Genomic DNA, 26,254 nt, shown 5'->3' with positions numbered 1-26,254 from the left:
CCTGCGCACCCAGCGCATAAAAGCGCAACCCAGCAGACAGAACAGCCAAGACGCAGAGCATCGCTACACTCCGCCCAGTCCAGGCCCGTGCGGCCCCACCCATCATGTGCGATAGCCAGGCACTGTCCAGTAGCGCAACTGTTGCATCAACCTGCGCCGCCAGCGCTGTGCCAGCGACAGCGGCGGCTGGCGGAACACGCCCACCGTGTCGCCCCAAGGCGCGCTCTCAGGATCGGCATGGGGCTCCCAGTCGGTGCTCACCGCCAGCAGTTCCATGCTGGTGTACTTGGCCAGCGCGCGGTAAGCATCAGGATAAAACCGCCAGCAATCCTGCGGGTAACGGTGCTCTGGCCCGCGAGACGGCGCCAGCAAAAAGATGAGCCCACCCGGTTTGAGCACCCGCACCATCTCCATCCAGGTCAGCCAAAAGAACTCCACATGCTCAAAGGCCTGGCCCGACACGATGACATCCACCGAATGACTGGCAAAGGGCAGCCGGTAAGGCGACTGCAACACCACATCCACGTTCGGCCCGGCAGCCAGATCCACACCGGTGTACTGCCATGCAGGATGCAGGAAGAACTGCTTATAGCTGCCGTTGACGTCGTAGCTGCCAATGTCAATGATATTCAGCGGCGTGCTGGTGCTGGCAGATAGATATTTGTGTACCAACCCTTGCACGTGGGCCAGTGAACTCTTGTGCATTTTTTATCCTTGTTGGGCCACGAGACCTACGGTTTTTTCACTACGTACGCATCCTGGTGGTGCCAGAACTGGCGAGGCGCAAACTTGAGCAGCGTCGCACCGCGCAAATGGTCGGCGATATGCGCCCGCACATAGGCTTCAGATGTAAAGGTGGTGCCGTACTCCTGCCCATCTATCGCCTGCGACTCGCTCGAAGGCGCAAAGAAGTAGCCGTTTTCGTCCAGCACAACCCCCTGTTTGCGCACTGCTTCGGCGCCGTGCGTGGTGAACACCAGCACCCCACCGGGCGACACCATGCCATAAATCCGCTCAAGCCAGCGGGACCAGGTGGCATGGGGCAGATGGCTGAACAGGGACAGTACGAACACCAGATCGTGCTGCCGATCCCACTGCACCTGCTCCGGGACAGGAGCTGATACAAAACCCTGCACGCCAAACGTCTCGCGTGCAAAGCACACCGCATCCTCGACCACGTCTGACACCACCACACGGTCCACCCCCAAGGCCTTCACAAGATGCCGCGTGAACCGGCCATGTCCACTTGCGAACTCCAGCACGCTCTGGGCGCGCAGAAGGGGGTGGTCAACCTCTTCCAACAGCAGAACCAGTTCCGACATGGTTCGCCAGCCGTCCGCCAGGTAGTCACGCAGCGGGTTGTTGCTGAGCGGATGCGCTTCGAAGAATCGGTAAATGTCGTCCGCCTGCGCAATTTCGCACGGGCAGCCCATCCACTCGGCAAACGCCCCGGGCAGCGCGTTCCGTTCCATCAAGTTGTGCGCTACAAGACGCGACTCAGCCCACCCAAGCGCAGGGCGCAGCAATGCGGCGGCGCCCGCCTTGTCGCCCTTAGCAATCAGCGCCTGCGCTTGCGCCAACCAGTCCGGCGCAATGGGGGAGTCAGAAATCGTCATGGTGAACCCGCACTTCCATCATCAGAACATCAAAAATAATAGCTGCCAGCGCTTACTGCATAAGCGTCAAGTGCCAATTTGGCTTGAATTTCTATTGCCAATGGTGCGGCAACCGCACCAGGCCTGGCATCAGCGTGGGTGATACGAAGCTGAAATGCAGGTACTGCAGCCATTCGTCATACACCACCAACCCGCTCTCATCGAACAGGAACGCGCTCACCACATACTCACCGCTGTGCAATGGCAGATTGGGGAAGGTGAGCACCGACTGCCAGCTTCCATCCGGCAAGCGATGCGGGTGCGCGCCTTCTTCGTGCGTGGCCAACGACGTGATGCCCGAACCCCGCGACTGCTCGATCATGAAGCCGATATTCGGCCGCTCATCTCCGCGCCCCCGAACCACGATGGTGGCCACCAGGTCAGCACTTTCCAGCAGCGGTGGGCTGCCCTCGCCCAGGTTGGCGACCGTCAACGAGAGAATGCGTGCGGTGGACGGCTCGCCCACAACATCCGCAGCCACAGGCGTTGCCGAAGCCACCGCTTGCTGCGATGGGTGCGACACCGGCACTTCGGCAGACCCATCACGCTGCTGCTGGCGAAGCCGGGTGTGCATCTCGTAGGCCCCCAGCACCGGTTCGGTAGGCCCCAAAGCCCGCACACGCCCGCCCTCCAGCCAGACCGCCGTGTCGCACAGGTGGCGTATGTGATAGGGGCTGTGCGAGCAGAACAAAATGGTGCAGCCCTGCTCGCGGAACGCCATGATGCGCTCCACGCATTTCTTCTGGAAATGCTGGTCGCCCACCGCCAGGGCTTCGTCAATGATCAGCATGTCAGGCTGCACCGCCGTCACCAGCGCAAAGGCCAGCCGCACCGTCATGCCGGACGAATACGTTTTCACCGGACGCTCCAGCGCTGCGCCCAACTCAGAAAACTCGGCAATTCCGGGCTCTAACCGGGCCATCTCGTCATGGCTGATACCAATCAAGCTGCCGCCAAAATACAGGTTGTCGCGCCCACTGAACTCCGGGTGAAAACCGGCCCCCAGCTCCAGGATCGCCGTGACCCGGCCCACACGCTCCAGCGTGCCCTGACTGGGCTGCATGGTGCCGGCCAGTAGCTTGAGCAGCGAGCTCTTGCCGGCGCCGTTGTCGCCAATCACCCCAATGCATTGGCCCCGACGCAGCTCAAACGACACATCGCGCAGCGCCCAATGGCTGGTGTGCCGGGCCCGGCTGCTGAACAGCGCCTTGAAGCGCTCCCGCGGGCTGGCATACAGCCGGTATTCCTTGCCAAGGCCAGACACACGCAGCACCACCTCCGGCGCCAGCGGTGTGGGATTCTTGGCCTGCTGACGGCTGCTATCACTCATAGCCAATCCACCAGCTGGTCACGGCTACGCGCCACCACGCCATTGAGCACCAGCGCCAGCCCGGCCAGCCAGAGGCTCGCCACGCCCCACACTGCCAACGGCGGCCATGCCCCCTGCAACAGCACCGACTGCAAACCCACCACGACGGTGGTCATGGGGTTAAGCCACAACACCCACTGCCAACCCGCCGGGAACATGGACAACGGAAACAGAATGGGCGACAGATAAACGCCCACAGACAGCAGAAAACCCACCATCTGGACCACGTCACGCAACGCGGCCGCCAGAATGGCGAGCAGATAGGCCAGCAACCATACGATGGCGAGTTGCAGCAACAGAAGCGCTGGCACCGCCAGCACCGGCAGGCCAAACCGGTGCAATGGCGTATACGCCAGCACAATGAGTAACAACAGCGGCCCGAAGATGAGCGCGCTACCCAACACCGACCGGGTGACGAACAGCACCGGTGGCAGGGAGTTTTTCTGTAACAACCCACCGGCCTCCAGCAGGCTGTTCATCCCCCGCGAGACCGCATCACAGAACGCCATCCAGGGCAGCGCCCCCACGATGAGAAAGGTACCCACTGCGTGGGTGGGGGCGCCTGCTCCGAGGCGCATCGAGAAAACGATGTCAAACACCAAGTAGTAGGCCGCTACTGTCAGCAGTGGCTGCAGGTAGGGCCACACCACGCCGGCTGCGGTGCCCGCATGGCGGGCTGCCAGTTCACGGCGCACCAACACCGCCACCAGCTCACGCGCCCGCCACAGCGCAACCACATCGCGGGCCAGGGTGGGCTGCTGCATCGCTGAATCAGCGCGGCTCAACGGGCTTGAACTGCGACGAGAACGTGTTGATGGCAGCCTCGTTGGCCTGCCCTCCAGCAAGCAGTTTTTGAACCTCTTTGGCGCGTGCTTCCTTGATCAAGGCACCGCGGGCCTGCATGCGCAAACCTTCCCGTACTTCATCGAAGGGGCGCTTACCCGCGTCACGACGCTCCTCCAAACGGATGATGTGGTACCCATAAGGTGTTTCCACGACGTCGCTCAGATCGCCAGGGTTCTTGAGCACAGCCAGTGCACGCGCAAAGGAAGGGTCTCCGTCGCCTTCGGCAACGAATCCGATATCGCCGCCACGCCCTACGCTCCCCTGGTCTTCAGAATTTTCGCGGGCCAGCTGCGCAAAGTCAGAACCCGCTTTGGCCTTTGTCAACAGCTCGTTCATGCGCTCACGCGCATTGGGCGTTGCAGCCTTGACCAGTATGTGCCGCACACGGGCTCGCGCAGGGGCTTGTAGCGCTTTCTCATCCATGGTGCGATAGGTGCTTTGGGCATAGGCTTCGAGCGCTTCGTCACTGGGCTGGTGGCTCACATCAAAATCAGCCCAATACAAGTCGGCCAACGCCTTTTCCCGGGCCAGCTGCAACTGAGCTCGGGCCTCTGGGCTGCTGGCCAAGCCTTTGGCCTGCGCGAGCCCTGCCATCATGCGCTGCGCATACAGGTTGGAAGCCAATTGTTCTACGTTGGCTGGGCGCGAAAGCACGGTGGACCTTGCCAGGTCGGATATACGTGTTGCGGCATCGGCTTGCACATCCAGGGTAGACACCTGCCCCCCAGGGCCACCAAACAACACCGCCTGCGCCAAGGCTCCTGAGGCCAAGGCCGTGGCGCAAACTGCCACGCATGTGGCACGCAAAAGATATGGCACGGGAAAGAGTCGTTTTGCAGTCAACATAGTATCGAGTCAATTCAGCAGTTACTACCAGAATGGCGAATCATACCCACCACGAAAAAAGGCGGGAGCCAAGCCCCCGCCTTTTGAGTCTTGCCGCACAAGGCGGCAAGCAGCTCCCAATTAACGCGTGTAGCGGTGTTCTTGGGTGATGCTGTAGTTGGTGGACTTGCCGTCCACGGCGTTGCCGGTCATCTTCACGAAGGCGTGGCCGATCACAGGCAGACCCAGGCTGCTGTTGCCGGTGGTGGCAATGTTCATCCAGCCGCTGGCGAAGCCAGTCTGGATGTCCTTGGCAGCAATCGTAGCGCCCAGCGACGAAGTGCTGTTCACGGTCAACACGCTGGTTTCGCCACAGAACACCACCTTCTTGGCCGTGCCTGGCGACACCACGAAGTCGCTCGAAGCCGAGGTTTCTTCTTGGTCGTAAGCGGTCACGGTACTAGCACCTGCACCGGTTTCAACGCAAGCTTGGTAAGTGGGGTTACCCGAAGTACCGGCAGTACCCATCTTTGTATTCACACTGGTGAAATACTTGGAGATGTTGTCGACAACAGCCACGCCCGTACCACCCACACCAGACAGCGAATTGAACACGGCTGCAGGCTTCGTAGCTGCTGCGTAGTTCACACCCACTGCGTAGCGGCGGGTAGGCATGGAGAACACCCAGTCGGTCTGACCTTCGATCAGCGGGTTCGTGACGTATTCATTCATCACGTTCTTCACAGCCAAAGAAGCAGTCAGCAAGCGCGCTTGCACCAGCGGCTTGTCTTTATCAGCAGCTTGAGCAGCGCCAACGTTGTCGTCCGTCAGGTTAGCAGCCAGAACATAAGGCGTGGACATGTCGGGCAGGTCGTACTCGGCAGCAGCCACGATGCCGGACTCACCAGCAGCACCAGTGGGCGTGCGCAGCAGCGGGTCAGACGTCAGCAGGTTGATGACGTCGCCAGCCACGGTGGTGTCCATCTGGGGCGAGAAAACCACGCGGCCAGCAGACTTCGCAGTACCAGCACGGGCTTCCACAGCCACCATGTTGGCAGACCACGACACAAAGCCGGAGCTTTGGTTCAGGATCGTCCAGCTGCCCATCAGGCCGCTGGTAGGCGACCACAGACCCTTGTCCAAAACAGCCTTGTCGTCAGCGGCAGTAGCTGCGTTGTTCACTGCAGCAGCAGTGGCTGGGTTGGCTTGCAGAGCCAGAACAGCGGCAGGCAGCGAAACGCCGTCTGCGGTCGAGCCGCAGGGGTTCTTGCCAGCAACGTGCTTGATGGCGGTGTACAGCGGGTTAGCGAACGTGGTCGCTGCACCAACAACCACACCGCCTGCTGCCGTACCAGGCAGGGTAGGAGGAATGTCAGCCATGTTGAAGATTTCAACGTAGCCTTCCAGGGTTTGAACAGCCTTGGCAGCGTCGTCAGCACCAAACACGCGGTCGGTCTTGAACGACGTTGCATTCAGCGTGCTGCGGCGTGGCAGTGTGCAAGAGTTGTCAGGAGTGAAAATACGGGCCAGGCCGTCTTCACCCTTGTACACGTTGGCCGTCCACACGTCACCAGGCGACATCAGCACGGTAAAGTCGAACACGTCGTCGGAGTTGGCTGCACCGCGGAAGCGCACCTTCACGGCCTTGCCGCTCTTGGTGTCGGTGTTCACGATGCTCAGCAGCGTGCCGTTGCCGTTTTGCACGGAGTAGTAAGGCGTCAGCAGGTTGTGACCCACGCCGTCGGCGGACATCACCAGGCTGGTTGCAGCCGTAGGGTTAGGCATTACCGTAGCGGCTTCACCGACTTGCACGGACACACCAGCGGATGCAGCACCAGCAAAACCCAGGCCACCAATCATGGCAGCGATGCTCAGGGAGAGAACATTTTTTCTCATGAATACTCCAGTTAGAAAAAGTTGGTAAGCGCAACTACCAAGATTGATTACGCTCGAGGATGGTAGCACGCGCTAAAGAGGGAAAGCCTTCGAGATTTATGATTTGATCCGATGTGTTGATGAAATGCAACAGTTCAATTCATGGCGATACCAGTCCCTCCTTTGCGCAGAGAAGTCGGCCCGGCAAGCCGGCCCTTCAAAGCTTCTGATACAGCCACCATTTGCCGTCTTCCAGAAGCCACGTTTCATCTACACCCGTGATGATGTTACCCTTGAAGTTCATCACGCCAATGGGTTTTGATTCGATTCTGACTGATGCCGTGCATTTTTCTGCATTCTCACATCGCACCCGGGCAACCTCTACCTTGGCCCACGCGGCGCCACCGTTCAATTTCTCGTTGTAACGCTCGAACGAGGACACTGCCCGGTACGAAGGTGCCAGGTACCCATATGCGCGCTTGAAATCGTGCGCGACCATGGCCTTCCAGCGCGCCTCGGCACGGGCCTTGACGATTTCCTCGGGCGTACCGGTTTCCAAGCTGGCGCAGCCCGCCAGCAGGGTGACGGCGGCGATCACGCCGCACAGGGCGACGCGACGCCCGCTCAGGAATTTGTTGTTTGTGTTGTGCATGGGTAAATCAGTCTTTGCTGTCTTGAATGGTGAATAAACTTACGTAGCTCACTTAGTAAGTAACCACATCATTGTGGCTGGATTGGCTGAAGCAGCCCCGCAGGCGACTGGGGCACTGCCGTATCGCTGCGAGGCACCCCGGGCATGCCGCGCACTTCGATGAGGCGCAGACCCTGAAGACGGTCACGAAGTTCCTCGCCCACTTCACGGATTTCGAGGTCGGTGCGCACAACCTTGGGGGTGATGATCACCAGAAGCTCGGTGCGCCCGCTGTTGTTGGTGGTCGCGCCAAAAAGGCCGCCCACCACGGGCAGGTTGTGCAGCAGTGGCACGCCTGACTTGTTGGATGTGGCGCTGTCCTTGATCAGCCCGCCCAGCACCAGGGCCTCGCCAGAGCGCACGGCGACCTTGCTGGTGATCTGGCGCTGCAGGAAGGCGCGCTGGCCCGTGACGGCGTCTTCGTCCCCCACGTCGGTAACTGACTGGTCGATGTCCAGCGTCACCAGGTCGCCGGCGTTGACAGAGGGTTGCACGGACAATTGCACGCCCGTGTCTTTGTACTGGTACGTGGTGGTGCTGACGATGTTGCTGGTACCCGTGGTGGGGGTAGAGATTTCGCCTGACCGCACGGGCTGCTGGGTGCCTACGGCAATGGTGGCCGTTTGGTTGTCCAGCACCATAAGCGAAGGGCTGGAGATAACCTTGATAAGCGACTTGGCAGCCAGTGCATTGAGCGTGGCACGAAGACCCAAAGTGTCAGAGAGGGTGTAGGTAAAGCCGCCGCTGGAATTGGCAGGCAGCTGCCCCACGCTGCCAACGCCAAAAAGGCCGCTACGCTCTTTGTCGGTAAACGCCCACTTGAGGCCATACTTGAGGTCTTCGCCCAAGGTGACTTCAATGATGCTGGCCTCGATGAGCACCTGCGTTGGGGGAAGGTCTAGCCGCTTGAGGGTGGATTCGATCTTGTCGAACTCGGCTCGGGTGCCCCAGACCAGGATGGAGTTGTTCAACTCGTCGGCAACCACACGGATGTTGCCCAGGCTGGCAACCACGCTGCCCTGGCCGCCTGCCGCCGCACCTTGGTTGGCCTGGCTGAACCTGTTCTGGAAGCCGCTGCTGCCAAACCCGCCGCTCGCGCCCGTGCCGCCCAAGCCTGCGCTGCTGCCAGTGCGGTTGAACACACTGCCGGTGCTACCCCTGCCAATATTGCTGCCCACACCCTGTTGCTGTCCGAAGGTAGAGCCCACGCTAGTGGTCAAACCAGGTGCCACGCCGCTGTTGACGGGAGCGCCCGGCTGCGTACTGCCAAAGATGCCTGAGAGCACGCTGGCCAGATGCCGGGCATTACCGTTCTGCACGCGGTAGATGTAGAGCTGGGGCTCTGCGCCACCGTCATTGGGTTGATCGAGTTTTTCAATCCAGCGGCGGGCTTCCTCCAGATAGGCCGCGCGGGGTGTGACCACAAGGATGCTGTTGAGCCGCTCCACCGGCATGATGCGCAGCGCGCCGTAGAGCGGATTGCCTTCGCCCAGCATGGCCGCGGCGGAGCCCGCCTGGGATGCGGCTCCAGCACCCCCTGTGGCCCTGGCGGCCGCGCTAGCACCCTGCCCTGGCGCAGCTCCGGACGAGGTAGCAGGCGCAGCGCCACCACCGCTGACCAGACGCAGGGCTGCCTCCACCTCCTTGATATCGGCGTGCTTGAGGGGGAAGAGGCCCACAGACATACCCTTGAGAAGATTCACGTCGAAGGTATTGACAATGTCGAGCCAACCCTCCGCCTGCACGCGGTTACCGGCCAGCACGAGGATATTGCGCAGGCTGTCGACGCGCACCAGGGCGTCGGCGGGCATCATGGGTTTAAGGATCGTGGCCATTTCACCCGCGCCGATGTACTGCAGCGGCACGATGATGGCGCCCGAGCCTGGCTGCAGCACGGCCTTGCTGCCGGTGACTTGGCGGACTCCGGGGCTGATGTTCTTGAGGACTTCCGTCTTGCCTACGTGGTAGGAGCCTCGCGCGTCGCGCACCATAGCCAGACCATTGGCCTGCAGGGCGCTTTCCAGCAAAAAGATGGCATGGTCGGCCGGTATGGGGGTACGCGTGGCGAGGGTGATGGTGCCGGTGAGCGGCGGGTGAAGCACGTAGTTGACCTTGAGGATGTCACCCAGCATGGTGCGCACAACTTCTGCAATGGGCGCCTCCTCAAATCGAAAGGTACTGGCTGCACCCTCCAGTGCGGGTGTTGCCTGCGGAGGTGCGATGACGACGTCGTTGCCCTTGATGATGCGCGGCTCCTGCACAGCGGCGGACGGGACTGCGTCAGCGGGCAATGCCGGATCGGCGGCCCAGCCCATGCCGGGCACAGCCAGCATGATCAGGGCTTTGGTAAGTATCTGTCGGGAGAGTCGCATGGTGTGTATGGAAATACGGTGGATGTTCAGAGGCTGGGCAACGGTGGCAGGCCATTGGCGGCACGGGCGGCGTTCATCCGCTCCAGCCGGGCGCGAGTGCGCTCTTCCTGCTCTTGCTTTTGGCGCAGCACGGGGTCTGCGGTGGCCGAACCTTGTCCGGCAGGGGCCTGCCCGGCCGCTGGTGGGACGGCACCAGGGAGGGTGGGCGCGGCCGCGACGGCACCAAGCTTGGCGGGCACGAGGCGCACGACGCGCGCGTCTTCTCCCTTGGCAAAGGTGACGTTGAGGCCATCGATACCCCTGACAGTCCAGCCACCCAAGGCTGTGCCCACAGCGATGCGGCGGTCCTTGCCGTCGACGCGGGCAAAGATACCTCCACCTCCATCGTCGGTGGAGTAAACACCTTGGAGCTGAATATTGGCCAGCGGATCAGGCTCAGGTGGGGCATCGGCTTTGGTGGGCGCGGGGGGCGGGGGCGGACGCCGGTTGGGCGAGAACAGCGGGCGTTCGAGCACAGCCAGGAAGCGGCTGACGTCGGCCGCCTTGGGTGCCGCGATGCCAGAAGGCGGGGCGATCTCGGGCACGACGGCGGCCGGTGCCGTCCAGGCGGTGCCACGGACCTGCCCTTCCGGCGTGAACCAAAGAGCAGCCATACCCAACGCGAGGGCCGCATTGACCGCCAGAAGTACGGGCGTGGGGCGGATCATCATGGGCGGCCCCTCAGCACAAACAGGTCAAACTGCACGGCTAAACGCTGCGGCGCGTCGGCCCGGACGGAACCGACCGTCTGCACGTTCATGCCCCGCACCACGATGGCGGGCGTTTGGCCCGACAGGCCCACCAGTGCACCTTGCAGAGCCAGCAAGTCGCCTTCGGCGCGCACCGCCAAGGGCACGCGGTCGTAGTTCTTTTCAGCCTTGGCGGGCAGCACCTGGCTGCTGACGATTTGCAGCCCGGCAGTGGTGAACAGATTGCGTACGCGCTGCTGGGCGGCGCTGCCGATTTGGTTAGCGTCGCTTTCAGCAGGGTAGACGTACTGCGCCACCATGCCTTGTGCTTCGCTTTGGGCCTGCTGCAGCGCACTGACGCTGCTTTGCAGGCCTTGCAGGCGTGCGTGGCGGGGCTCCATCTCGGCCATGCGCCGGGCTGCCATCTGGTGTTTGTCGTGGATGTAGTAGCCAGCCCCCGCGAATGCGGCAAGCAGCACTCCCAAAACGAGTAGCAGGAGCACGCCCCCTGGGGACAGTGTGCGCATCTTCATGGCTTGGGGCTGGACGCATTGCGCTGCACTGGTGCAGCTATCGCGGCGGAAGCTGCAGATGCGGGCGATGACGCGGCAGTTGCAGGAGCTGACGCCGCGGCTACAGGCGGCTGCGTTGGAACCTTACCGGTTTCTGCGCTGTGGGTGGCATCTGCTGCGGTGGACCGTTGGAGTGCTGCGGGGTCTATCTGCGCCTCGATGGTGAAGGTGTCTTTGGTGGCGCCGGGCGGGCGGGTGGCGGCAGTGGGCGCGCGCACTTCGCGCAGCCCGGCTTCGTTGCCCAGGCGTTCCAGCAGTGCGGCGGAGTTGGCGGTCTGCCCTGTGAGGGTGACCTTGAGTCCAGAAATATTCACGGTGAGCAACGAGGAGTCGTCGGGCAGCGCGCGGGTGAGCAGGTCCATGACTTGCAGGGGGTCTGCCTGTTCGCCCAGGATTGTGCGCAGTTCAGCCAGTTGATCTTCGGAGCGCACCAGCGATTCGCGCTGAGCGAGCGCTGGCGCCGCCTGGCGGGCCAACCGCTCGTAGTCCTGCATGGCAGCCAGTGCCCGCGCGCGCAGCTGCAGGCTGGGGGTGATGGCAACTGCCGCCAGCAAAACCAAGGCAGTGGCCGCCAGCGCGAGGTTGAGGTTACGACCACGGCGCTGCACGCGCTGCCTGCGCGACTCGGCGAAGCCTGTGAGCACGATAGGCTCCGCAGCTTTTTCGGATAGGCACCAAGCTTCGCAGCTGTCCAACGCAGGCGCGCCGGGCTGGGTCGCCAAATGCTGCTGGATGAGGCGGCGCGAAGCCAGGACGATTTCCACATCCTGCCAGCCACGCCGCAGCGTGGAGGACGTGCTGCGCGCGCCCCAGACGAGCTCATCCGGAGGAAAGGGGCTGTGGGTGGTGGCGTCGAGAGCCATGGCCTGTGCAGCGGCTGCCGGGGCCAGGGCGGGAAGCGTGGTGTGGCGTCGCAGCACGATGGCGTCGGGCACCTCGATGGCGGCAAAGGGCGCGGCGCGGGCGGCGCCAGCCTTGTCCCGTACGAGGCGCCCGCCGCTGGCTAGCCAACGCTCTTCCGGGCCCTCGGCCCTGAACCAGCGCACGCGCGCCGCAGGCGTAAACCAGTCGAGGATGGGGCCGTCACGCAGTTCCGCCCAGGCCTGGGCGAAGGTATCTCGCAGTCTGTGCGTGTCCAGTCCGAAGAATCGGGGAGGTGAAGCGGTGGGCGACATTGAACAGGTTTTCAGGGGGCCGCGGTGTCTTCACGCAGGCGTTGCTCGAAACGATAAGTGTGCCATGGCATGCCGTCGCGCGCGGTAGATGTCAGGTTGACGCTGCGCGCCACAACGGCGGCAGCCCCATCGGCAAGCGGCACACGTGCGGTGAGCCGAAAGCGCTGCGTGGCGGTGTTGCTGTCGATGAACTCGCCAATAAGCCCGGTGGTGTCGATGCCCACGGCACCGGCGGCTCGCTGGACGCCTATGCTGGCGGCCTTGCCTGCGTCGCCCCCCGCCAGTACCAGCAAGACGGATTCAGGTGCGGCCAGGGGGTTGACACGGTCACCGCCCGTCTGGTCGGCGGTCAAAAGCGGCGCGATCTTAGCATAGAGGTCGTAGTCGATCCCGGGTACCTGGAGCAGGTCTTCGATGGCCTCGAAGTTCCTGGCGGCACCTTGCGGGTCGCGGGTGGAGCGCAGGTCCACGATGGCTTGGGCCATGTCCTGCGCTGCATTCTGGGGCAGGCCCGCGACGGCGAGCAGTTGCGCGAGCAGGGGAGCTCCGGCGCCGTTGATGTTGATGAGGCCGCTGATGGGAAGAATTTCGACCGCGATGTTCTGGCCGCCGTAGGTGACGGGCACGACTTCGAGGCTTTTTTGCGGCTGCCCTTGCTGTGTGCGGGCCAGCATTTCCTGCAACACGATGTGGATGGCCGCGTCACCCAGCCCTGCAGCCACGGCCATCTGCCGCGCCTGGCCGGCCAGGCGGGCTTCGCCACGCAGGTTGTGCACCAGCCCCATGACCATGATGCTGAGCGCGGCAACAAGCCAAAGCACGGCGATGAGTGCCATGCCGCCCTGTCGGCTGCTGCGAGGTAAACGGTTCCTCATCGGCGGCGCCCCCCGCCTACGGAGAAGTCGCCGCCGCTAGAGTCGGTGAGCGGCAGCTTGCGCAAGGGCACGACCAGCGTGGGCCAGTCGCCGGATGCCGTGGCAATGTCGATGGCAACGCGGCTGGGTAGCTGGGCCGGCTCGGCCCACTCGGTGCCCCAGGCCGGAGGTTCCTGGAGGTCGTTCTCGTAGCGCAGGGCGAGGGCCTGCACGTCGTCGGCCAGCACCCGGCTGTCGGCCGAGGCCCAGTCGGGGAAAGCCGTGGCTTCCGGCTGCCAGGGGGCGAAACGGAGCACGAGATGGCTCTGCGCGTCGATGTTCTCCAGCCCCAGCCGGAAGAAGTGCCGCCCGCCGCTGCCATAGCGCGCGGGCATGACGCCGACCCAGGCGACGGCGTCCGGGGCGGCGGCGAAGAGGTAGGGGCTGGCTTTTTCGTCCAGGCTGCGCGCCTGCCTGCGGGCGGAGATGCTGCCCAGGGTGTCGCGGATGAAGTCCACGGCCAGCCGGTAGTCGTCGATGCGGGTAAGTTTGTGGTCTACGCGCTCCTGGCTCTGCGCCACGGTGCGCAGCGCCGATGCCATGGCGAGCACCATGAGCGACAGCAGCGTCAGGACGACCAGGAGTTCCACCAGGGTAAAGCCCCGGCTTGCGGCGTGGCGCGTCATGGGGTGGCGCCCCCGGGCAGCGGCTTGCGCTCGGGGCGCAGGGTGCTTACGCTGAGGGTGCGCCCCGCGCCTGCGTCGGACCATTGGATTTCCACCACAACTTCATGCAAGGGCGGCACGTTGGGCTGGTTGACGCTGGTGGGGTAGGGGGCGCTGTTGATGCTCCAGGCGAACTCGGCAGTTTCGCCGGAGTCGGCCCACCCCGTTGCTGGCACGGCATCGCGAAGGGCCAGCAGGGACTGCGCCAGCGACGCTGCGCGCTGAGTGGATTCGATAGCGACCACCGACCGCAAGCTACCCCCGGTAGCCCGATAGAGCACACCCAAGGCCATGGCCATGATGGAGAAGGCCACCAGGATTTCGAGCAGAGATAGCCCCTTCTGGCGCCCCCTGCTCACGATTGCTTTCATGGGGCCAGAGGGGTTTGGGTAACCCTACCGGACAGCCAATCTACGCGTAGTTGCACCCCTGTTCCGCCCTTGCGCAAGACCTGCACACTGCCACCGGTGGCACCTCCGTCGGGCAGGAAGCGGATGGCCGCTACGCCGCTGCTCATTTCTCTGCCGGCTACCAGAGCGCGAAAACCAATGGCATCCGGCAGAGGACGCAAAGCCCCCCCCTCGACACCATAGCTGTGCTGCTCAAAATCAAGGACAAACCGCTTTTCCTGCCCCTGCAGCCGCGCTGCCTGGCGAGCTTGGCGCATGTCACTGACGATGCCACGTACCACATCGCGGTATTGAGCACCCTCCCGAGCACTGTCATACGCTGCGGGTACCACACTGATCAGCAGCGCCATGATGGCGAAGACCACCAAGAGTTCAACCAACGTAAAGCCACGCGCCGCTTTAAACATTATCCCCAGTTGAAGTTTAGAGCTCAACGAGTGTTGCGTAGATCCGCAGCCTCACCCTCACCACCGGGCGCTCCGTCCGAACCCAGGGAAAGTATCTCAATACCTCCACTGGGGCCGGGGTTGGAATACTTGTAGGGGTTGTTCCACGGGTCGGAGGGCACGCCGCCCTTGAGGTATGGCCCTGTCCAACCGTTTACAGAGCCAGGACGCTGCACTAGTGCCTGGAGCCCCTCTTCGGTGGTGGGATAACGGCCGACGTCAAGCTTGAAAAGCTCCAGAGATTTATCCAAGTCGGCAATCTGAACGGCAGCTGTTTTGGACTTTGCCCCGCCCAACTGACCCAACACCTTGGGACCGACGAGACCAGCCAGCATAGTGAGGATGGCCAGCACGACGAGCAATTCAATTAGCGTGAAGCCCCGGGCGATTTTTCGCAATGGCGCACCCTGGGCTCGCCGTATGGGGCTGCAATGTTGCATCATAAAAAGTGCGTCCTTGTTGTATTGCATTAAATGGTTATACGGCCAAATCGTTGACCGACAGGATGCCAAGCAGGATGGAGACAATGATGGCGGCAATCAACACCCCGAGCACGAGGATGAGCAGGGGCTCCAACATGGTCAATAGCCGCTTGATGCCGGTTTCGACCTCCCTGTTCAGAATGTGTGACAGCTCCAGCATGATGGGGCCGATGCGCCCCGTTTCTTCCCCCACACGGATTAAATTTATGGCCAGGGGCTCAAAAATGCCAGTGGCCAAGACGGCCTGCGCGATTCGCCCACCCTCTTTGACGATGGGTGCCACACGCGCTAAAGACTGGCGTAGGGTGACGTTGGCAACGGTGTCCGTAGCGATGTGAAGTGCAGTGAGCATAGGGACTCCATTACCCAGCAAAGTTCCCAATGATCTTGTAAAGAGTGTGAGCTCATATTTGAGCGCCAGCCGACCAACAACAGGCAGCTTCAGCAAGCCACCTTGCCACCAAGCGCGCCCCGATGGCGACTTAAGCCAACGCACCCCCAAAGACGCTGCCACGAACGTGCCGATGGCGATATAGAGACCGTATTGGGTGAATGCCTGACCAAGACCCATCACGAAGCGCGTCGGAGCCGGGAGTGCATCGCCCATGTCGGAAAAGAGTTTTTCAAACTGAGGCACGACAAAACCCAGCATGGCGATGAGCGAAAGCACCGCTACGCCCAAAAGGATGGCTGGGTAGATGGTGGCAGAAATGACGCTGTCCCGCAGCGCGCGTTGGCGCTCCATGTGCTCCACCAAGCGGTCAAGGACGGCCGACATCTGCCCACTAGCCTCCCCCGATCGGATCATGTTGACATAAAAGTCCGAAAACAGGTTGCGGTGCGCCAGCAAAGCCCGGCTAAGCGGCGCGCCTCCCTTCACGGCGTCGAGGACGCCCTGGACGAGGTTTCGGACACTGGTCTTATGGCTCATTTCGATGAGCACCCGCAGGCTGTTGTCCAGAGCGAGTCCTGCGCGCAGCATGATGGCTAGTTCCGAGGTGAGCGCCATGACGTCCGCCGAAGTGACCGGCCCCTTGTCCACGCGTACGCGGGATTGCGCAGGTAAGGCCGATGGTCGTGCGGAGGCGCTCGCGGCAGACGCGCCGTCTATTTGCAAAGGTGTCAGACCGCGCTCCTGGAGCTGGCGCATCACACCTGCAGCGCTAGGCGCGGCCATATGACCTTGTTCGACTTTTCCGGCAGCCGATATCGCTCGCCACGAAAAATCAGGCATCTGCTTGGTCCTGGGTGACGCGTGCCAATTCGTCGAGCGTGGTCACGCCGGTGGCGACCTTGCGCAGCCCGTCCTGGAAGAGGCTCAGCATGCCGCCGCGCGCGGCGATCTCGTTGAGCGTGTTGGCATCTCTGCCGTCGATGACCGCGCGCCGGATGGGCTCGTCCAGCATAAGCAGCTCGTGAATGCCCGTGCGACCGAGGTAGCCCGAGTCCCTGCACCTGGTGCACCCCACCGCGCGATAAATAGGACGGTCGGGCGGGCAAAATCTGGCAAGGCCCGTGCTTTCGCGCAGGCCCTGTTCGGGTTGGTAGGGCTGCTTGCAGTGACCGCACAGCGTGCGTACGAGCCGCTGCGCAAGGATGCCGTTGACGGCTGATGTGATGAGATAGCGCTCGACACCCATGTCCTGCATGCGGATGATGGCGCCCGCTGCAGTATTGGTGTGCAGCGTGGAGAGCACAAGATGGCCAGTCAGCGCGGACTGCACCGCGATCTGCGCGGTTTCTCCGTCGCGCATTTCGCCGATCATGATGATGTCAGGATCTTGCCGCAAGATGGAGCGCAGCGCGTTGGCGAAAGTGAGGTTGATCTGTGTATGGACCTGGATCTGGTTGATACCGTCGAGCTGATATTCCACCGGATCTTCTACCGTAATGATCTTCTGCTCGGATGCATCGATCTTAGCCAGCGCGGCATAAAGGGTCGTAGTCTTGCCGGAGCCGGTTGGGCCCGTGACCAGCAGGATGCCGTGTGGGCGGGCCAAAAGCTCGTTGAAACGGGCCAGCGTGTCGGTCTCGAAGCCCATGGTGTTCAGGTCGAGGCGGACGCTGGCGCGGTCGAGCACACGCATGACAACGCTTTCACCGTGCACCGTGGGCACAGTGGAGACGCGCAAGTCCAGCTCGCGACCCTTCACACGCGTCTTGATGCGTCCGTCCTGCGGCAAGCGGCGCTCGGCAATGTCCAGATGGGCCAGGAGCTTGACGCGGGAGTTGACGGCAGCGCTCATGCGTACGGGCACTACCTCGCCAGGGTGGATGACACCGTCGATGCGGTAACGGACGTGCAGGCCGTCGTCAAAGGGCTCCAGGTGGATATCCGACGCTCTCAGGTCAGTTACCTTGCCGATGATGGCGTTCACAAGGTGGATGACGGGCGCCTCGCTGGCCAAGTCCTTGAGATGTTCGACGAAGTCACCCCCGTCTCCCACGTCTTGCAAGCCGTCGGTATCCTCGGACGGGATAGGCTCAGCCAGTGCGGCCTCGATATCACTTTCGAGAGCCAGATAGGGTTGCACGTTGCACCCGGAGGCCAAGCGCAATGCCTTTGCGAGGTAAGCATCTTGGGGCATGACCAAGGCGGCATGCAGGACCCCATTTTCCAGGCGCAGTGGGCAAACCGCATGAGCCTTGAAAAAATCTAATGACAGGCCGGGCACTTCTGGGAGCACGGCTGGGAATTCGTCCTCCCGGATCAGGGGAATACCCAATTGCCTAGAGAGCGCCTGCGCTACGTCTGTCTCGGAAACGACTCCCAAGCGTACCAGCACGCGCCCCAGCAGCCCGCCCAGCTCCTGTTGCGCAGACAGCGCTCGCTCCAAATCGCGCGCGCCAAGCTTGCCCGACTGCACCAGCAATTCGCCAAGAAGGGGCCTCGAGGCCGCGCTGTCCTGCGCGAGGAACGCGGCTTCCGCAAGAGTTGTAATAGTATCGGTCATCGTTAATGTAAGGGAGTGGAGCGCCGCCCGGCTGTTTTTTGGCACATCCGATTCAGGGGGTCTTCCCCCGCGCCAACCCGCTCACATTTTGCCCTGCATGGAGAGGCCCGGATTTTACCGGGTCGCATCGCCCGAATTCTTTCCACAATGTCTGTTCATTCCTTTTCCAGGAATCTGCCCTGGATTCATTGGTTCGCTGCGGCCGGCGTCATTGCGGCGGGAATCTACGGAGCACAGCTGCTGGCGTCTTACGATCCCTCGTTTGGCGGCCTGCGCCGCTCTCCCATGCTGGTGGCCCCCATGGTGGGGATAAGCGATACCTGCATTAATATCCCTGACCAGGCAGCCAGCGAGCCGCTGGGCCTCAACTGCACGGGAGAACAGGGTTCTGCCGCAGCGTTGCTGGAGGCAACGCTGGCCCGGCTTGATGCCCCCTGGCTCAAGTCCTACGCGCTCGGGTATACCCTGCCAGTACCCTTGCTGCAGCTCTTTCGACAGGAAGGGGAAGCCTGGGCCATTGACCAGGAGCGCGTGCAAAGGGTGACGCGCACCATTCGCGATTCGAACCGGCCCCTCATCCTTTATCTGTTCTCCACCCATTTCTCCTCGCACTCACCACTGGAGAAGGTGCTGGCGCAAGATCCCGGCAATGTGGCACACACACCTAGCGGCGCCTTGCCCGAAGACTCCTACTATGGCGCACCCATCTACAACTGGTCGGTTGCCACGACGGACAATGGCATCTCCCACTATCGCACCCGGGCCATCCAAGCACTGGTCGAGGATATATGCCAGCTGCCTACGCGGGACGTTCGCAAGATCCGGGGCATTACGGTGCTGGGAGAACTGCACCAACTTTTCCCGTCTTTCGAGACGGGCATGGGCTTTGCCAGTGACTACGCCGTCACGGAATACAGTCCTCAGTCCGTGGCCGGGTTCCAGAATTTTCTACGCAGCCGTTTCGATCGGATAGAAAAGCTCAATCTCATACTGAAGACGCGGTATGGGACGTTCGACGAGGTGCGCCCGCCTTCCAAGGACATCCGCAAACAGGCCCTGAACCAGTACGAGGAGCACATCGATCCGTTTGCGCACGGCACTTTTCCGGTATCTGGCTGGCTCTTTGCGCCGAACAGTCCCAGCCCGCGCATCCATGTTTATGTGAATGGCCAGCGTGTGGGAACCACGGCGGCGGACTTGACGCGTCGAGACGTGCTGGAGGCCAAGCCCGCTTTTGGCCATGTCAATACAGGCTGGCGCCTAGATGTGGATTTCCGGGCGATGAAACCGGGGCTTCACGGTATTGATGTGTATGCCGAGTTGGTGCCACATCGCCTCACACACCTAGGACACCGGCAGGTTGCCGTCATGGACCGTGAACAGCGCACACCGGAACAGCAGCCCCAGCATCCGCTCCCCGCCAGCCATGCCGCGGGGCCGGGCGTCGAAGCGGCCCTCGATCAGCCGCAGGAGCATGTAGCGCTGTTTTACAACCCGCTCGTGCCGTTATGGCACGAGTTCAGGGGACAGCAGGTCGTGACGTATCTGAGCCATTTCGACCGGCTGCTGCAAAGCTCCTGCTTGGGCGCCCTGCCCCGCTATACGCACCAGTTGATTCCCTATGCCAATCCCAGCTGGGACGCTAACAAGTTCGCCGTCGATGCGTCGCTCGGCAATCTGCTGCCGTTGCGCGCGGGGATCAGCCTGTATGGGGAAGCAGCCTATGGCGATTCGCTACGGAGGTGGTTACGCCGTTCGCCGCACCCAAGTTACGGGATCACGGAGTTTCATCCACTCAAGCCCATGTCCTCCGATGAGCTGCGGCAGGTTTTCGCGGCCCACGCGGCACGGAATGCGGACTTTCTCACGTTCTTCCTGGAGCCCTACTGGGAGGGCCAGGCACTAGAGCGGACGCCCAACCTGTTCTCGTTCGACTCGCGCAATGGCGCTTTCGGTTCGGACGTGCTTTACGAAGCACTCCGCTCTCGGAGCGCGAGACCATGAGATCGACCTCGGGCCACCATTTTGTGGCGCTAGACCATCTTCGTGCGCTGGCCGCGTTGCTGGTCTTCAGTTGGCACTTCCTGCACTACAAGTCGGGCTACCCGGTTCCGTTCGCGCAGGCGCCCGCCCTGTTTCCGCTGGCGATTTTTGACGAAGGGCATGTGGGCGTGGCATTGTTCATGACGCTCAGCGGGTATTTATTTGCCAAGCTTCTGGCCGGCAAGAAAATCGCCTACGGACAGTTCCTCTGGAACCGGGTGTTGCGGCTGGCACCGCTGTTGGTGGCTGTGATACTCATTAACCTGGCCATGCTGCTAGCCCAGGGCGCGCCGGTCACGGAGTTCATGGTTTCTGTGCTGCGCGGTGCTATTTACCCTAGCCTGCCGAACGGCGGCTGGTCTATCACCATTGAGCTTCACTTCTACGTGCTGCTGCCGTTGCTGCTGGCTCTAATTACCCGGTCACCGTGGCATGCACTGGCTATCCTTGCACTGGCGACAACCTTGCGCGCCGCCATCTATCTCATGCAGGGCAGCGTGCAGCACGAAGCATATTTCACGCTGGCGGGGCGAATCGATCAGTTCACGCTCGGCATACTAGCCTATCGGATGGGGCTGGGCCAGCGGATGGGGAACAAGACAATTTTCGTCGTGGGAACTTGCTTTCTGCTGTTCTATGCTTGGTTCGACGCCCATGGCGGGTTCATGCGTTCGCCCGGCTACCCTTCGCCGCAACCGCTGTGGATTGTGATGAGCAGCATCGAAGGCGCCGCCTGCGCTTGCCTGATTGCTTGGTATGACGGCCGGCGATGGAGTTTTCTGGACGGCAGCGCGTCACAGTGGGTCGGGAAGGTGGGCGAATACTCCTATTCGGTCTATCTCCTGCACATGTTCGTGGTGTTCGACCTAGCGGCATTTGCGCATGAGCGGATCATGGACATCTCGAATTTCTACGTGGGGCTGGCTTGGGCGTTCATGTGCTTCGTGGCTTTTCTGCCAGTGGCGGCGGCCAGCTATCACTTCATTGAAAAACCATTCTTTGCCTGGAGACGGCCTTACACGGTTCAGTAAGGCTTGCTGCGGGCAAAGATCTTCCGGCTCAGGAAGAACATGAGGGGTGTGGTGACCGCGATAGCGCAGAAGGGTGCCAGAGCTGCCCAACCGCCCGCGGCAACCCACAGGTTGACGCAAGTCAGCCCGACGGCGTATTGAATTACGTAGGCCGACGCCACCCCAGCCATGCGCAGGGCACCGCCGCGGGCCTGATACACGAAGTGCCTGTACAAGACATAGGCCAGTGCAATCCCTGACAGATAGGCCAGGGTATAGGCCACCCCGTGCGAGAAGCTGCGTAGCAGCACCAAGTACAGCCCATACGAGGCCAGTGTGTTGCAACCTCCAGAGATCAGGAAGCGGCGCCAGCCACCTACTGGTAGGGCGTTGCGCACTTTCTCGCAGGTGTCCAAGAGGGTGCTCACGGTGACGTGGGACGGGTCACCGCCGCTTGGAGAAATTCATCGTAGTCGCGGATGTAGTCATGGGGCTCGTAGTGCTCCGAGGCCAGCACGAGGAGCACCGCGTCCGGTGAATACCGGTACTGCACGCCCCATGTCATGGGCGGTAGATACAGGCCTAGCGTGGGGCTGTCCAGCACGAACTCTTCGCGTCTGGCACCGTCGTCCGCCACTGCGTGCAGCCGTCCCTTGACGGCCACGAGGAACTGGGCGCAGCGGCGGTGCGCGTGTTCGCCTCGGATTTCCTCGCTGGGCACGTCGTACACCAAGAAGGAACGGCGCGCGGTGAAGGGAATGCCGTCCTCCATTTCCATGACGGTCAGACTGCCGCGCATATCGGCGACATTCTTCAGCTTGTGAAGGGTCACGCCACGCACGCCGGTGGCCCTTACAGACGGCTCTTGCTGGGACGATATCTGGGTCGCCGTGCCGCCCCCAACCTGGAAGGCTGCTTCAGCGTAGCCGACTATGCGCGCCGGATTGCCCACCACGATGGCGCGCGCAGGCACGTCACGCACCACGACGGCACCAGCGCCCACCATGGCCTTGGGGCCGACGATGATGCCGGGAAGTATGGTGGCGTTGGCACCGATCGACGCGCCTTTTTGGATGACAGTACGTGCGTATTGATCAGGTCGCTGCCTGCTCCGGGGAAAATTGTCATTGGCGAAAGTGGCATTTGGTCCGATGAACACGTCGTCTTCGACGCTGATGCCGTCCCAGAGCTGCACTCCGCATTTGATGGTGACCCGGTCCCCTACGGTCACCTGATTCTCGACGAACACATGGTCGCAGATGTTGCAGTCCGCACCGATGCGGGCCTCCGGCAGGATGTGGGCAAATGCCCATATGCGCGTGCGGGCGCCCACCGAAAGGCTTTCGCACAGGGCCTGGGGGTGGAAGTACACGCTGTCATTCATCTTTGAAGACCGTTCAAGTCGCGGCAGGCGGCATTGGCGCAAAGGATTGGGCGCACAGCACCACTGCCAAGGGGCGCTGCTTGGTGTTCTCGTACGCACGCCAAGCATATGATCCCACAATACCCAGGCCCAGCATGTTGAGCGCGCCCAGGAAGACAATAGTCAGCATGATCATGGTGTAGCCCGGTACCGTGATCGCTCCCATCAACCGCGCGGCAGCCACCACCGCGCCTACAAGGCAGGAAAAAAAGACCCCGAGCGCACCGCCCCGCATCAGCAGCTTGATAGGCAAGTCGGAAAATGAGAACAGACTGTCCGACAGGTAGTTGAGCTTGCGCCCGAACGTCCAGGCTGAGCGCCCGTGGCGCCGGGGAAGCCGCTGATAACCCACCTGGACGCGCCGGTAGCCCAGCCAGAAGATCTGCGCGACCAGGGAGCTGTGGCGCTCCTCCAGTTGCAGCAAGGCGTCGCGAAAAGCGCGGCTGCAACCGAACACGTCTACTCCGCCGGAGGGCATCTCGGTGACCACATAGCGCCGGTAGAGCGCCCAAAAAATCTGCGCGGGCCACCGCTGGTGCCAAGGGTCGTCCCGTGTCTCTCGCACGCCTACGACAACATCGGCTTCATCCGCAGCCAAGTGTTTTCGCATGCGCAAGACCATGTCTGGCGGCTCCTGCAGGTCGGCCGCCATCACCGCAAAATGGCGACCAACGCCGGCTTGCAAACCGACGCGTATTGCAGAGAACGAGCCAAAATTGCGGCTCAGCAGGATGAGCTGCGAGCGAAAGCGACATTGGGGTAACGCCTGGCGCAGTAGGTCGTAGCAGAGGTCAGGGCTGCCGTCGACCACCAGCACGGCTTCCATGTTGCCGCCCAGCGATTGGTTAAGCCCCTCCAGGGATTGAAGCAATTCTGGAATGGAGCCTTCGTTGCGATAAACCGGGACGATAAGGCTGAGCACCCGCGCTACCCGCCTTTCACGAAGAACCGGCGCACGGACTGGGCAACATGAGCCACGGCATCGTCGCTCATCCCCGGAAAGCAGGGCAGTGAGAGCACCTGTGCGCATGCCTGCTCCGTCACGGCGAGGTCCAAGGGCGTTGGGGTGCCGAGGTAGGCTGGTTGATGGTGGTCCGCGACGGGGTAGTGAACCTCTGCAGCAATGCCCACAGCTGCCAGGTGCGCACGCAGCGCGTCACGCGCTGGGGTCTGGACGACGTAAAGATGCGCCACATGCTCCGGCCCGCCCGTGCCAGGGAGCACGAGAGGCAAGTCTGCCAGCGTTTCGGCATAGCGCGCTGCGATGCGACTGCGCTCGGCATTGCAGGCGTCCAAGTACCGTAGCTTGGCGCGGAGCACAGCAGCCTGGATTTCATCCATGCGGCTGTTACAGCCATGGGGATGGACCACTGTGTACTTAGGCTCCCAACCGTATTGTCGAAGGGCGCGGACACCCAGTGCGAGGTCGGCGCGGCGGGTTACTACACACCCGCCGTCTCCCAGCGCGCCCAAGTTCTTGGTGGGATAGAAACTGAAGCACGACACGTCGCCCCAAGCTCCGGCCTTGTGTCCGCCGAGGCTGGCGCCATGGCTTTGCGCGCAATCCTCGACGAGCGGCACACATGCGGCACTGCACAGGTCCGCTATGGCACCCATGTTGGCCATCTGGCCGTAGAGGTGCGTAACGATCACGGCGGCCGGTCGCAGGCGCAGGGCCTCTTCTAGCGCTTGCACGGATAGAGTGAGCGTTGTCCGGTCCACGTCGACATACAAGGGCTCCGCGCCCAATGCGTGGATGGCGAAGCTGCCATAAAAACCAGCATTGGCCACGGTAACCACGGACTGGCCGCGGTTCACGCCCAACGCTCGCAGAGCCAGTTCCAGCGCGTCGCTGCCGCTGGCCACCGTGACGCAGTGCTCCACGCCGATGTAGGCGGCAAACTCGTCCTCGAACGCGCTGACTTCCCGACCCAGGATGAAATGGTTGCTGCGCACGACACGCCGGATTGCATCCTCGACGGACGCATTCGCATTAGCGTATTCAGTGGAGAAAAAAGGAACCAAGAGCATCTGCGACATCTTCAGTCAAACACTTCCGCCTGCGCCAGTGCCAGACCCTTATTATCCTTGGCCGACAGGCGCGGCTCGGAAGGCAGGCGCCAGTCGATCCCCAAATCGGCGTCATTCCACGCAATGCACCGCTCGTGCTCGGGCGCATAGTAATCCGTGGTCTTGTACAAGAATTCCGCCGCCTCGCTGAACACCACGAACCCGTGCGCGAAGCCGGGCGGCACCCACAACTGGCGATGATTGTCTGCACTTAGCTCCACGCCAACCCACTGGCCGAACGTGGACGAATTTTTGCGAATGTCCACCGCCACGTCGAACACCACGCCGCTGACCACGCGCACCAGTTTGCCCTGCGGCTGCTGGATCTGGTAATGCAGGCCGCGCAGCACGCCTTTGCTGCTGCAGCTGTGGTTGTCCTGCACGAACTGGTAGTCCGTACCCGTGGCCTGATTGAAGGCGCGCTGGTTGAAGCTTTCGTAAAAGAACCCGCGCGCGTCACCAAACACCTTGGGTTCGATCAGCACAACGTCGGGGATGGCGAGTCGGGTGGCTTGCATGCAGGTCTCAGTAAATGGTTTCTTGGGCAACGCGCAGCAGGTATTGCCCATAGCCGTTTTTGCTCAGGGGTTTGGCCAGGCGCTGGAGCTGCTCGGTGTTGATCCATTTGGCGCGCCAGGCTATCTCTTCAGGGCAGGCGATCTTCAGGCCCTGGCGGTGCTCCAGCGTAGCAATAAACTGCCCTGCTTCCAGCAGGCTTTCGTGAGTGCCCGTGTCCAACCAGGCATAGCCCCGGCCCATGATTTCGACGTTGAGCTCTCCCTGCTTCAGGTACAGACGGTTCAAGTCGGTGATTTCGAGCTCACCACGCGGGCTCGGTTTGAGGCCCTTGGCCAAGTCCACCACCTGAATGTCGTAGAAGTACAGACCGGTGACGGCGTAGTTGCTCTTGGGTGCCGGGGGCTTTTCTTCGAGCGACAGCACTTTGCCATGTGTGTCGAACTCGGCGACGCCATAGCGCTCGGGGTCTTGCACATGGTAGGCAAACACGGTGGCGCCCTCGGTGCGCTGGTTGGCATCGCCCAGCAGTTCGTGAAAGTCGTGGCCATAGAAGATGTTGTCACCCAACACCAGGGCGCTGGGGTGGTTGTCGAGGAACTTTTCACCAATGATGAACGCCTGCGCCAGTCCGTCCGGACTGGGCTGCACCGCATATTGCAGGTTGATACCCCACTGGCTGCCGTCGCCCAACAGCTGCTCGAAGCGCGGGGTATCCTGGGGCGTGCTGATGACCAGAATGTCGCGGATTCCCGCCAGCATCAAGGTGCTGAGCGGGTAGTAAATCATGGGCTTGTCGTACACCGGCAGCAGTTGCTTGCTGATGGCCAGCGTGGCCGGGTGCAGGCGGGTGCCAGAGCCTCCGGCAAGGATGATGCCTTTGCGGGTGGTGGCTGCGGTGGTTTCTGGTGCGGTCATGGTCTGCATCGCTGTTCAGAGAATTTCGGCGAGCATGCGTGCCACACCCTGCTGCCATTGGGGCAGCGTGATGCCGAAGGCGGCCCGCAGCTTGGTGGTGTCCAGACGCGAGTTGTGCGGGCGCCTGGCGGGTGTGGGGAAGGCGCTGGTGGGCACGGGTGCCACTTCGGTCGCTTTCAATTCAATAGCAGGTTGCGCTTGCTGCGCCTGGGCTAGAACGTATTTCGCGTACAAATGCCAGTTGGTGTCGCCACCGGCCACGCAGTGGTACAAGCCGCCGGCTTGGGGGTGCTGC

General features: G+C 62.1%; 27 protein-coding genes. 2 read left to right on the top strand and 25 right to left on the bottom strand.

What is annotated here, in order from left to right; all coding sequences use genetic code 11:
- Positions 1-102: 102 nt before the first annotated feature.
- From KYG_RS02385 to KYG_RS02300, 18 genes are all read right to left on the bottom strand, one after another.
- Positions 103-705 (bottom strand): class I SAM-dependent methyltransferase, encoded by a 603-nt coding sequence (locus KYG_RS02385; protein WP_008903222.1) that lies wholly within the window; start codon positions 703-705, stop codon positions 103-105.
- Between the two features lie 26 nt (positions 706-731).
- The gene (locus tag KYG_RS02380; protein ID WP_008903221.1) at positions 732-1,616 is read right to left on the bottom strand and encodes a methyltransferase; all 885 of its coding nucleotides are present in this window, start codon (positions 1,614-1,616) and stop codon (positions 732-734) included.
- A 91-nt stretch (positions 1,617-1,707) separates the two neighbouring features.
- Positions 1,708-2,985, bottom strand: coding sequence for an ABC transporter ATP-binding protein (locus KYG_RS02375; RefSeq protein WP_008903220.1), 1,278 nt, complete (start codon positions 2,983-2,985; stop codon positions 1,708-1,710).
- A complete protein-coding gene (locus KYG_RS02370) occupies positions 2,982-3,788 on the bottom strand; it encodes an ABC transporter permease (RefSeq protein ID WP_008903219.1) in 807 nt (268 codons plus the stop codon). The genes KYG_RS02375 and KYG_RS02370 overlap by 4 nt, the downstream gene beginning before the upstream one ends.
- Positions 3,789-3,795: 7 nt before the next feature.
- Complete coding sequence (locus KYG_RS02365) at positions 3,796-4,524, bottom strand: peptidylprolyl isomerase (RefSeq protein ID WP_237707187.1); 729 nt, start codon at positions 4,522-4,524, stop codon at positions 3,796-3,798.
- A 312-nt stretch (positions 4,525-4,836) separates the two neighbouring features.
- On the bottom strand, positions 4,837-6,591 hold the full coding sequence (locus KYG_RS02360; protein WP_034692791.1) for a hypothetical protein: 1,755 nt from the start codon (positions 6,589-6,591) through the stop codon (positions 4,837-4,839).
- A 196-nt stretch (positions 6,592-6,787) separates the two neighbouring features.
- Complete coding sequence (locus tag KYG_RS02355) at positions 6,788-7,222, bottom strand: hypothetical protein (protein WP_008903216.1); 435 nt, start codon at positions 7,220-7,222, stop codon at positions 6,788-6,790.
- A 68-nt stretch (positions 7,223-7,290) separates the two neighbouring features.
- Complete coding sequence (gene gspD, locus KYG_RS02350; protein WP_139019273.1) at positions 7,291-9,633, bottom strand: type II secretion system secretin GspD; 2,343 nt, start codon at positions 9,631-9,633, stop codon at positions 7,291-7,293.
- Positions 9,634-9,659: 26 nt separating this feature from the next.
- On the bottom strand, positions 9,660-10,343 hold the full coding sequence (locus KYG_RS23170) for a hypothetical protein (RefSeq protein ID WP_008903214.1): 684 nt from the start codon (positions 10,341-10,343) through the stop codon (positions 9,660-9,662).
- Positions 10,340-10,894 (bottom strand): type II secretion system protein GspM, encoded by a 555-nt coding sequence (gspM, locus tag KYG_RS02340; RefSeq protein WP_008903213.1) that lies wholly within the window; start codon positions 10,892-10,894, stop codon positions 10,340-10,342. Before gspM ends, KYG_RS23170 begins: the two co-directional genes overlap by 4 nt.
- The gene (locus KYG_RS02335) at positions 10,891-12,108 is read right to left on the bottom strand and encodes a PilN domain-containing protein (protein WP_008903212.1); all 1,218 of its coding nucleotides are present in this window, start codon (positions 12,106-12,108) and stop codon (positions 10,891-10,893) included. The genes gspM and KYG_RS02335 overlap by 4 nt, the downstream gene beginning before the upstream one ends.
- A gap of 11 nt (positions 12,109-12,119) precedes the next feature.
- Complete coding sequence (locus tag KYG_RS02330) at positions 12,120-12,944, bottom strand: general secretion pathway protein GspK (RefSeq protein ID WP_008903211.1); 825 nt, start codon at positions 12,942-12,944, stop codon at positions 12,120-12,122.
- Between the two features lie 35 nt (positions 12,945-12,979).
- Positions 12,980-13,648, bottom strand: a complete 669-nt coding sequence (locus KYG_RS02325) for a prepilin-type N-terminal cleavage/methylation domain-containing protein (protein ID WP_008903210.1) — start codon at positions 13,646-13,648, stop codon at positions 12,980-12,982.
- On the bottom strand, positions 13,645-14,058 hold the full coding sequence (locus KYG_RS02320; protein WP_034692788.1) for a prepilin-type N-terminal cleavage/methylation domain-containing protein: 414 nt from the start codon (positions 14,056-14,058) through the stop codon (positions 13,645-13,647). The genes KYG_RS02325 and KYG_RS02320 overlap by 4 nt, the downstream gene beginning before the upstream one ends.
- The gene (locus tag KYG_RS02315; protein WP_237707186.1) at positions 14,055-14,531 is read right to left on the bottom strand and encodes a GspH/FimT family pseudopilin; all 477 of its coding nucleotides are present in this window, start codon (positions 14,529-14,531) and stop codon (positions 14,055-14,057) included. Before KYG_RS02315 ends, KYG_RS02320 begins: the two co-directional genes overlap by 4 nt.
- Positions 14,528-14,983, bottom strand: coding sequence for a type II secretion system major pseudopilin GspG (gspG, locus tag KYG_RS02310; RefSeq protein WP_034692813.1), 456 nt, complete (start codon positions 14,981-14,983; stop codon positions 14,528-14,530). The genes KYG_RS02315 and gspG overlap by 4 nt, the downstream gene beginning before the upstream one ends.
- A 37-nt stretch (positions 14,984-15,020) precedes the next feature.
- Positions 15,021-16,259: a type II secretion system F family protein gene (locus KYG_RS02305; RefSeq protein ID WP_034692785.1), complete on the bottom strand. Its 1,239-nt coding sequence runs from the start codon at positions 16,257-16,259 to the stop codon at positions 15,021-15,023.
- Positions 16,252-17,979, bottom strand: coding sequence for a GspE/PulE family protein (locus tag KYG_RS02300; protein WP_034692783.1), 1,728 nt, complete (start codon positions 17,977-17,979; stop codon positions 16,252-16,254). The genes KYG_RS02305 and KYG_RS02300 overlap by 8 nt, the downstream gene beginning before the upstream one ends.
- Before the next feature lie 147 nt (positions 17,980-18,126).
- Here KYG_RS02300 and KYG_RS02295 point away from each other — a divergent pair, with 147 nt between their 5' ends.
- Together KYG_RS02295 and KYG_RS02290 are read left to right on the top strand one after the other, a co-directional pair.
- On the top strand, positions 18,127-19,983 hold the full coding sequence (locus KYG_RS02295) for a hypothetical protein (RefSeq protein WP_034692781.1): 1,857 nt from the start codon (positions 18,127-18,129) through the stop codon (positions 19,981-19,983).
- A complete protein-coding gene (locus KYG_RS02290) occupies positions 19,980-21,053 on the top strand; it encodes an acyltransferase (protein ID WP_008903203.1) in 1,074 nt (357 codons plus the stop codon). Before KYG_RS02295 ends, KYG_RS02290 begins: the two co-directional genes overlap by 4 nt.
- On the opposite strand, the gene KYG_RS02285 is transcribed toward KYG_RS02290, so the two are convergent.
- From KYG_RS02285 to KYG_RS02255, 7 genes are all read right to left on the bottom strand, one after another.
- Positions 21,047-21,460 (bottom strand): GtrA family protein, encoded by a 414-nt coding sequence (locus KYG_RS02285; RefSeq protein ID WP_008903202.1) that lies wholly within the window; start codon positions 21,458-21,460, stop codon positions 21,047-21,049. The genes KYG_RS02290 and KYG_RS02285 overlap by 7 nt on opposite strands.
- Positions 21,457-22,416: a WxcM-like domain-containing protein gene (locus tag KYG_RS02280; protein WP_008903201.1), complete on the bottom strand. Its 960-nt coding sequence runs from the start codon at positions 22,414-22,416 to the stop codon at positions 21,457-21,459. The genes KYG_RS02285 and KYG_RS02280 overlap by 4 nt, the downstream gene beginning before the upstream one ends.
- A 13-nt stretch (positions 22,417-22,429) precedes the next feature.
- Positions 22,430-23,377 carry a glycosyltransferase family 2 protein gene (locus tag KYG_RS02275; protein WP_034692779.1) on the bottom strand — a complete coding sequence of 316 codons (948 nt, stop codon included), beginning with the start codon at positions 23,375-23,377 and terminating at the stop codon, positions 22,430-22,432.
- A 5-nt stretch (positions 23,378-23,382) separates the two neighbouring features.
- Positions 23,383-24,486, bottom strand: a complete 1,104-nt coding sequence (locus tag KYG_RS02270) for a DegT/DnrJ/EryC1/StrS aminotransferase family protein (RefSeq protein ID WP_034692808.1) — start codon at positions 24,484-24,486, stop codon at positions 23,383-23,385.
- 11 nt (positions 24,487-24,497) lie between these two features.
- Positions 24,498-25,043 carry a dTDP-4-dehydrorhamnose 3,5-epimerase gene (rfbC, locus tag KYG_RS02265; protein WP_008903198.1) on the bottom strand — a complete coding sequence of 182 codons (546 nt, stop codon included), beginning with the start codon at positions 25,041-25,043 and terminating at the stop codon, positions 24,498-24,500.
- Between the two features lie 7 nt (positions 25,044-25,050).
- Positions 25,051-25,959 carry a glucose-1-phosphate thymidylyltransferase RfbA gene (gene rfbA / locus KYG_RS02260; RefSeq protein WP_034692807.1) on the bottom strand — a complete coding sequence of 303 codons (909 nt, stop codon included), beginning with the start codon at positions 25,957-25,959 and terminating at the stop codon, positions 25,051-25,053.
- A gap of 15 nt (positions 25,960-25,974) precedes the next feature.
- Positions 25,975-26,254 (bottom strand): sugar nucleotide-binding protein (locus KYG_RS02255; protein WP_008903196.1); only part of this gene is annotated, 280 nt, incomplete at its 5' end.

Origin of the sequence: Acidovorax sp. NO-1, from assembly GCF_000238595.1 — a bacterium.
Lineage (GTDB): Bacteria > Pseudomonadota > Gammaproteobacteria > Burkholderiales > Burkholderiaceae_C > Acidovorax.
The sequence above is the reverse complement of the archived record's forward strand: the minus strand, read 5'-3'. Positions and strand labels throughout refer to the sequence as shown.

Excerpts from the sequence above, each read along its gene's own strand:
- KYG_RS02385 (WP_008903222.1), bottom strand. The coding sequence starts at position 705 with ATGCACAAGAGTTCACTGGCCCACGTGCAAGGGTTGGTACACAAATAT.
- KYG_RS02380 (WP_008903221.1), bottom strand. The coding sequence starts at position 1,616 with ATGACGATTTCTGACTCCCCCATTGCGCCGGACTGGTTGGCGCAAGCG.
- KYG_RS02375 (WP_008903220.1), bottom strand. The coding sequence starts at position 2,985 with ATGAGTGATAGCAGCCGTCAGCAGGCCAAGAATCCCACACCGCTGGCG.
- KYG_RS02370 (WP_008903219.1), bottom strand. The coding sequence starts at position 3,788 with ATGCAGCAGCCCACCCTGGCCCGCGATGTGGTTGCGCTGTGGCGGGCG.
- KYG_RS02360 (WP_034692791.1), bottom strand. The coding sequence starts at position 6,591 with ATGAGAAAAAATGTTCTCTCCCTGAGCATCGCTGCCATGATTGGTGGC.
- KYG_RS02355 (WP_008903216.1), bottom strand. The coding sequence starts at position 7,222 with ATGCACAACACAAACAACAAATTCCTGAGCGGGCGTCGCGTCGCCCTG.
- gspD (WP_139019273.1), bottom strand. The coding sequence starts at position 9,633 with ATGCGACTCTCCCGACAGATACTTACCAAAGCCCTGATCATGCTGGCT.
- KYG_RS23170 (WP_008903214.1), bottom strand. The coding sequence starts at position 10,343 with ATGATGATCCGCCCCACGCCCGTACTTCTGGCGGTCAATGCGGCCCTC.
- gspM (WP_008903213.1), bottom strand. The coding sequence starts at position 10,894 with ATGAAGATGCGCACACTGTCCCCAGGGGGCGTGCTCCTGCTACTCGTT.
- KYG_RS02335 (WP_008903212.1), bottom strand. The coding sequence starts at position 12,108 with ATGTCGCCCACCGCTTCACCTCCCCGATTCTTCGGACTGGACACGCAC.
- KYG_RS02330 (WP_008903211.1), bottom strand. The coding sequence starts at position 12,944 with ATGGCACTCATCGCCGTGCTTTGGCTTGTTGCCGCGCTCAGCATCATG.
- KYG_RS02325 (WP_008903210.1), bottom strand. The coding sequence starts at position 13,648 with ATGACGCGCCACGCCGCAAGCCGGGGCTTTACCCTGGTGGAACTCCTG.
- KYG_RS02320 (WP_034692788.1), bottom strand. The coding sequence starts at position 14,058 with ATGAAAGCAATCGTGAGCAGGGGGCGCCAGAAGGGGCTATCTCTGCTC.
- gspG (WP_034692813.1), bottom strand. The coding sequence starts at position 14,983 with ATGCAACATTGCAGCCCCATACGGCGAGCCCAGGGTGCGCCATTGCGA.
- KYG_RS02305 (WP_034692785.1), bottom strand. The coding sequence starts at position 16,259 with ATGCCTGATTTTTCGTGGCGAGCGATATCGGCTGCCGGAAAAGTCGAA.
- KYG_RS02300 (WP_034692783.1), bottom strand. The coding sequence starts at position 17,979 with ATGACCGATACTATTACAACTCTTGCGGAAGCCGCGTTCCTCGCGCAG.
- KYG_RS02295 (WP_034692781.1), top strand. The coding sequence starts at position 18,127 with ATGTCTGTTCATTCCTTTTCCAGGAATCTGCCCTGGATTCATTGGTTC.
- KYG_RS02290 (WP_008903203.1), top strand. The coding sequence starts at position 19,980 with ATGAGATCGACCTCGGGCCACCATTTTGTGGCGCTAGACCATCTTCGT.
- KYG_RS02280 (WP_008903201.1), bottom strand. The coding sequence starts at position 22,416 with ATGAATGACAGCGTGTACTTCCACCCCCAGGCCCTGTGCGAAAGCCTT.
- KYG_RS02270 (WP_034692808.1), bottom strand. The coding sequence starts at position 24,486 with ATGCTCTTGGTTCCTTTTTTCTCCACTGAATACGCTAATGCGAATGCG.
- rfbC (WP_008903198.1), bottom strand. The coding sequence starts at position 25,043 with ATGCAAGCCACCCGACTCGCCATCCCCGACGTTGTGCTGATCGAACCC.
- rfbA (WP_034692807.1), bottom strand. The coding sequence starts at position 25,959 with ATGACCGCACCAGAAACCACCGCAGCCACCACCCGCAAAGGCATCATC.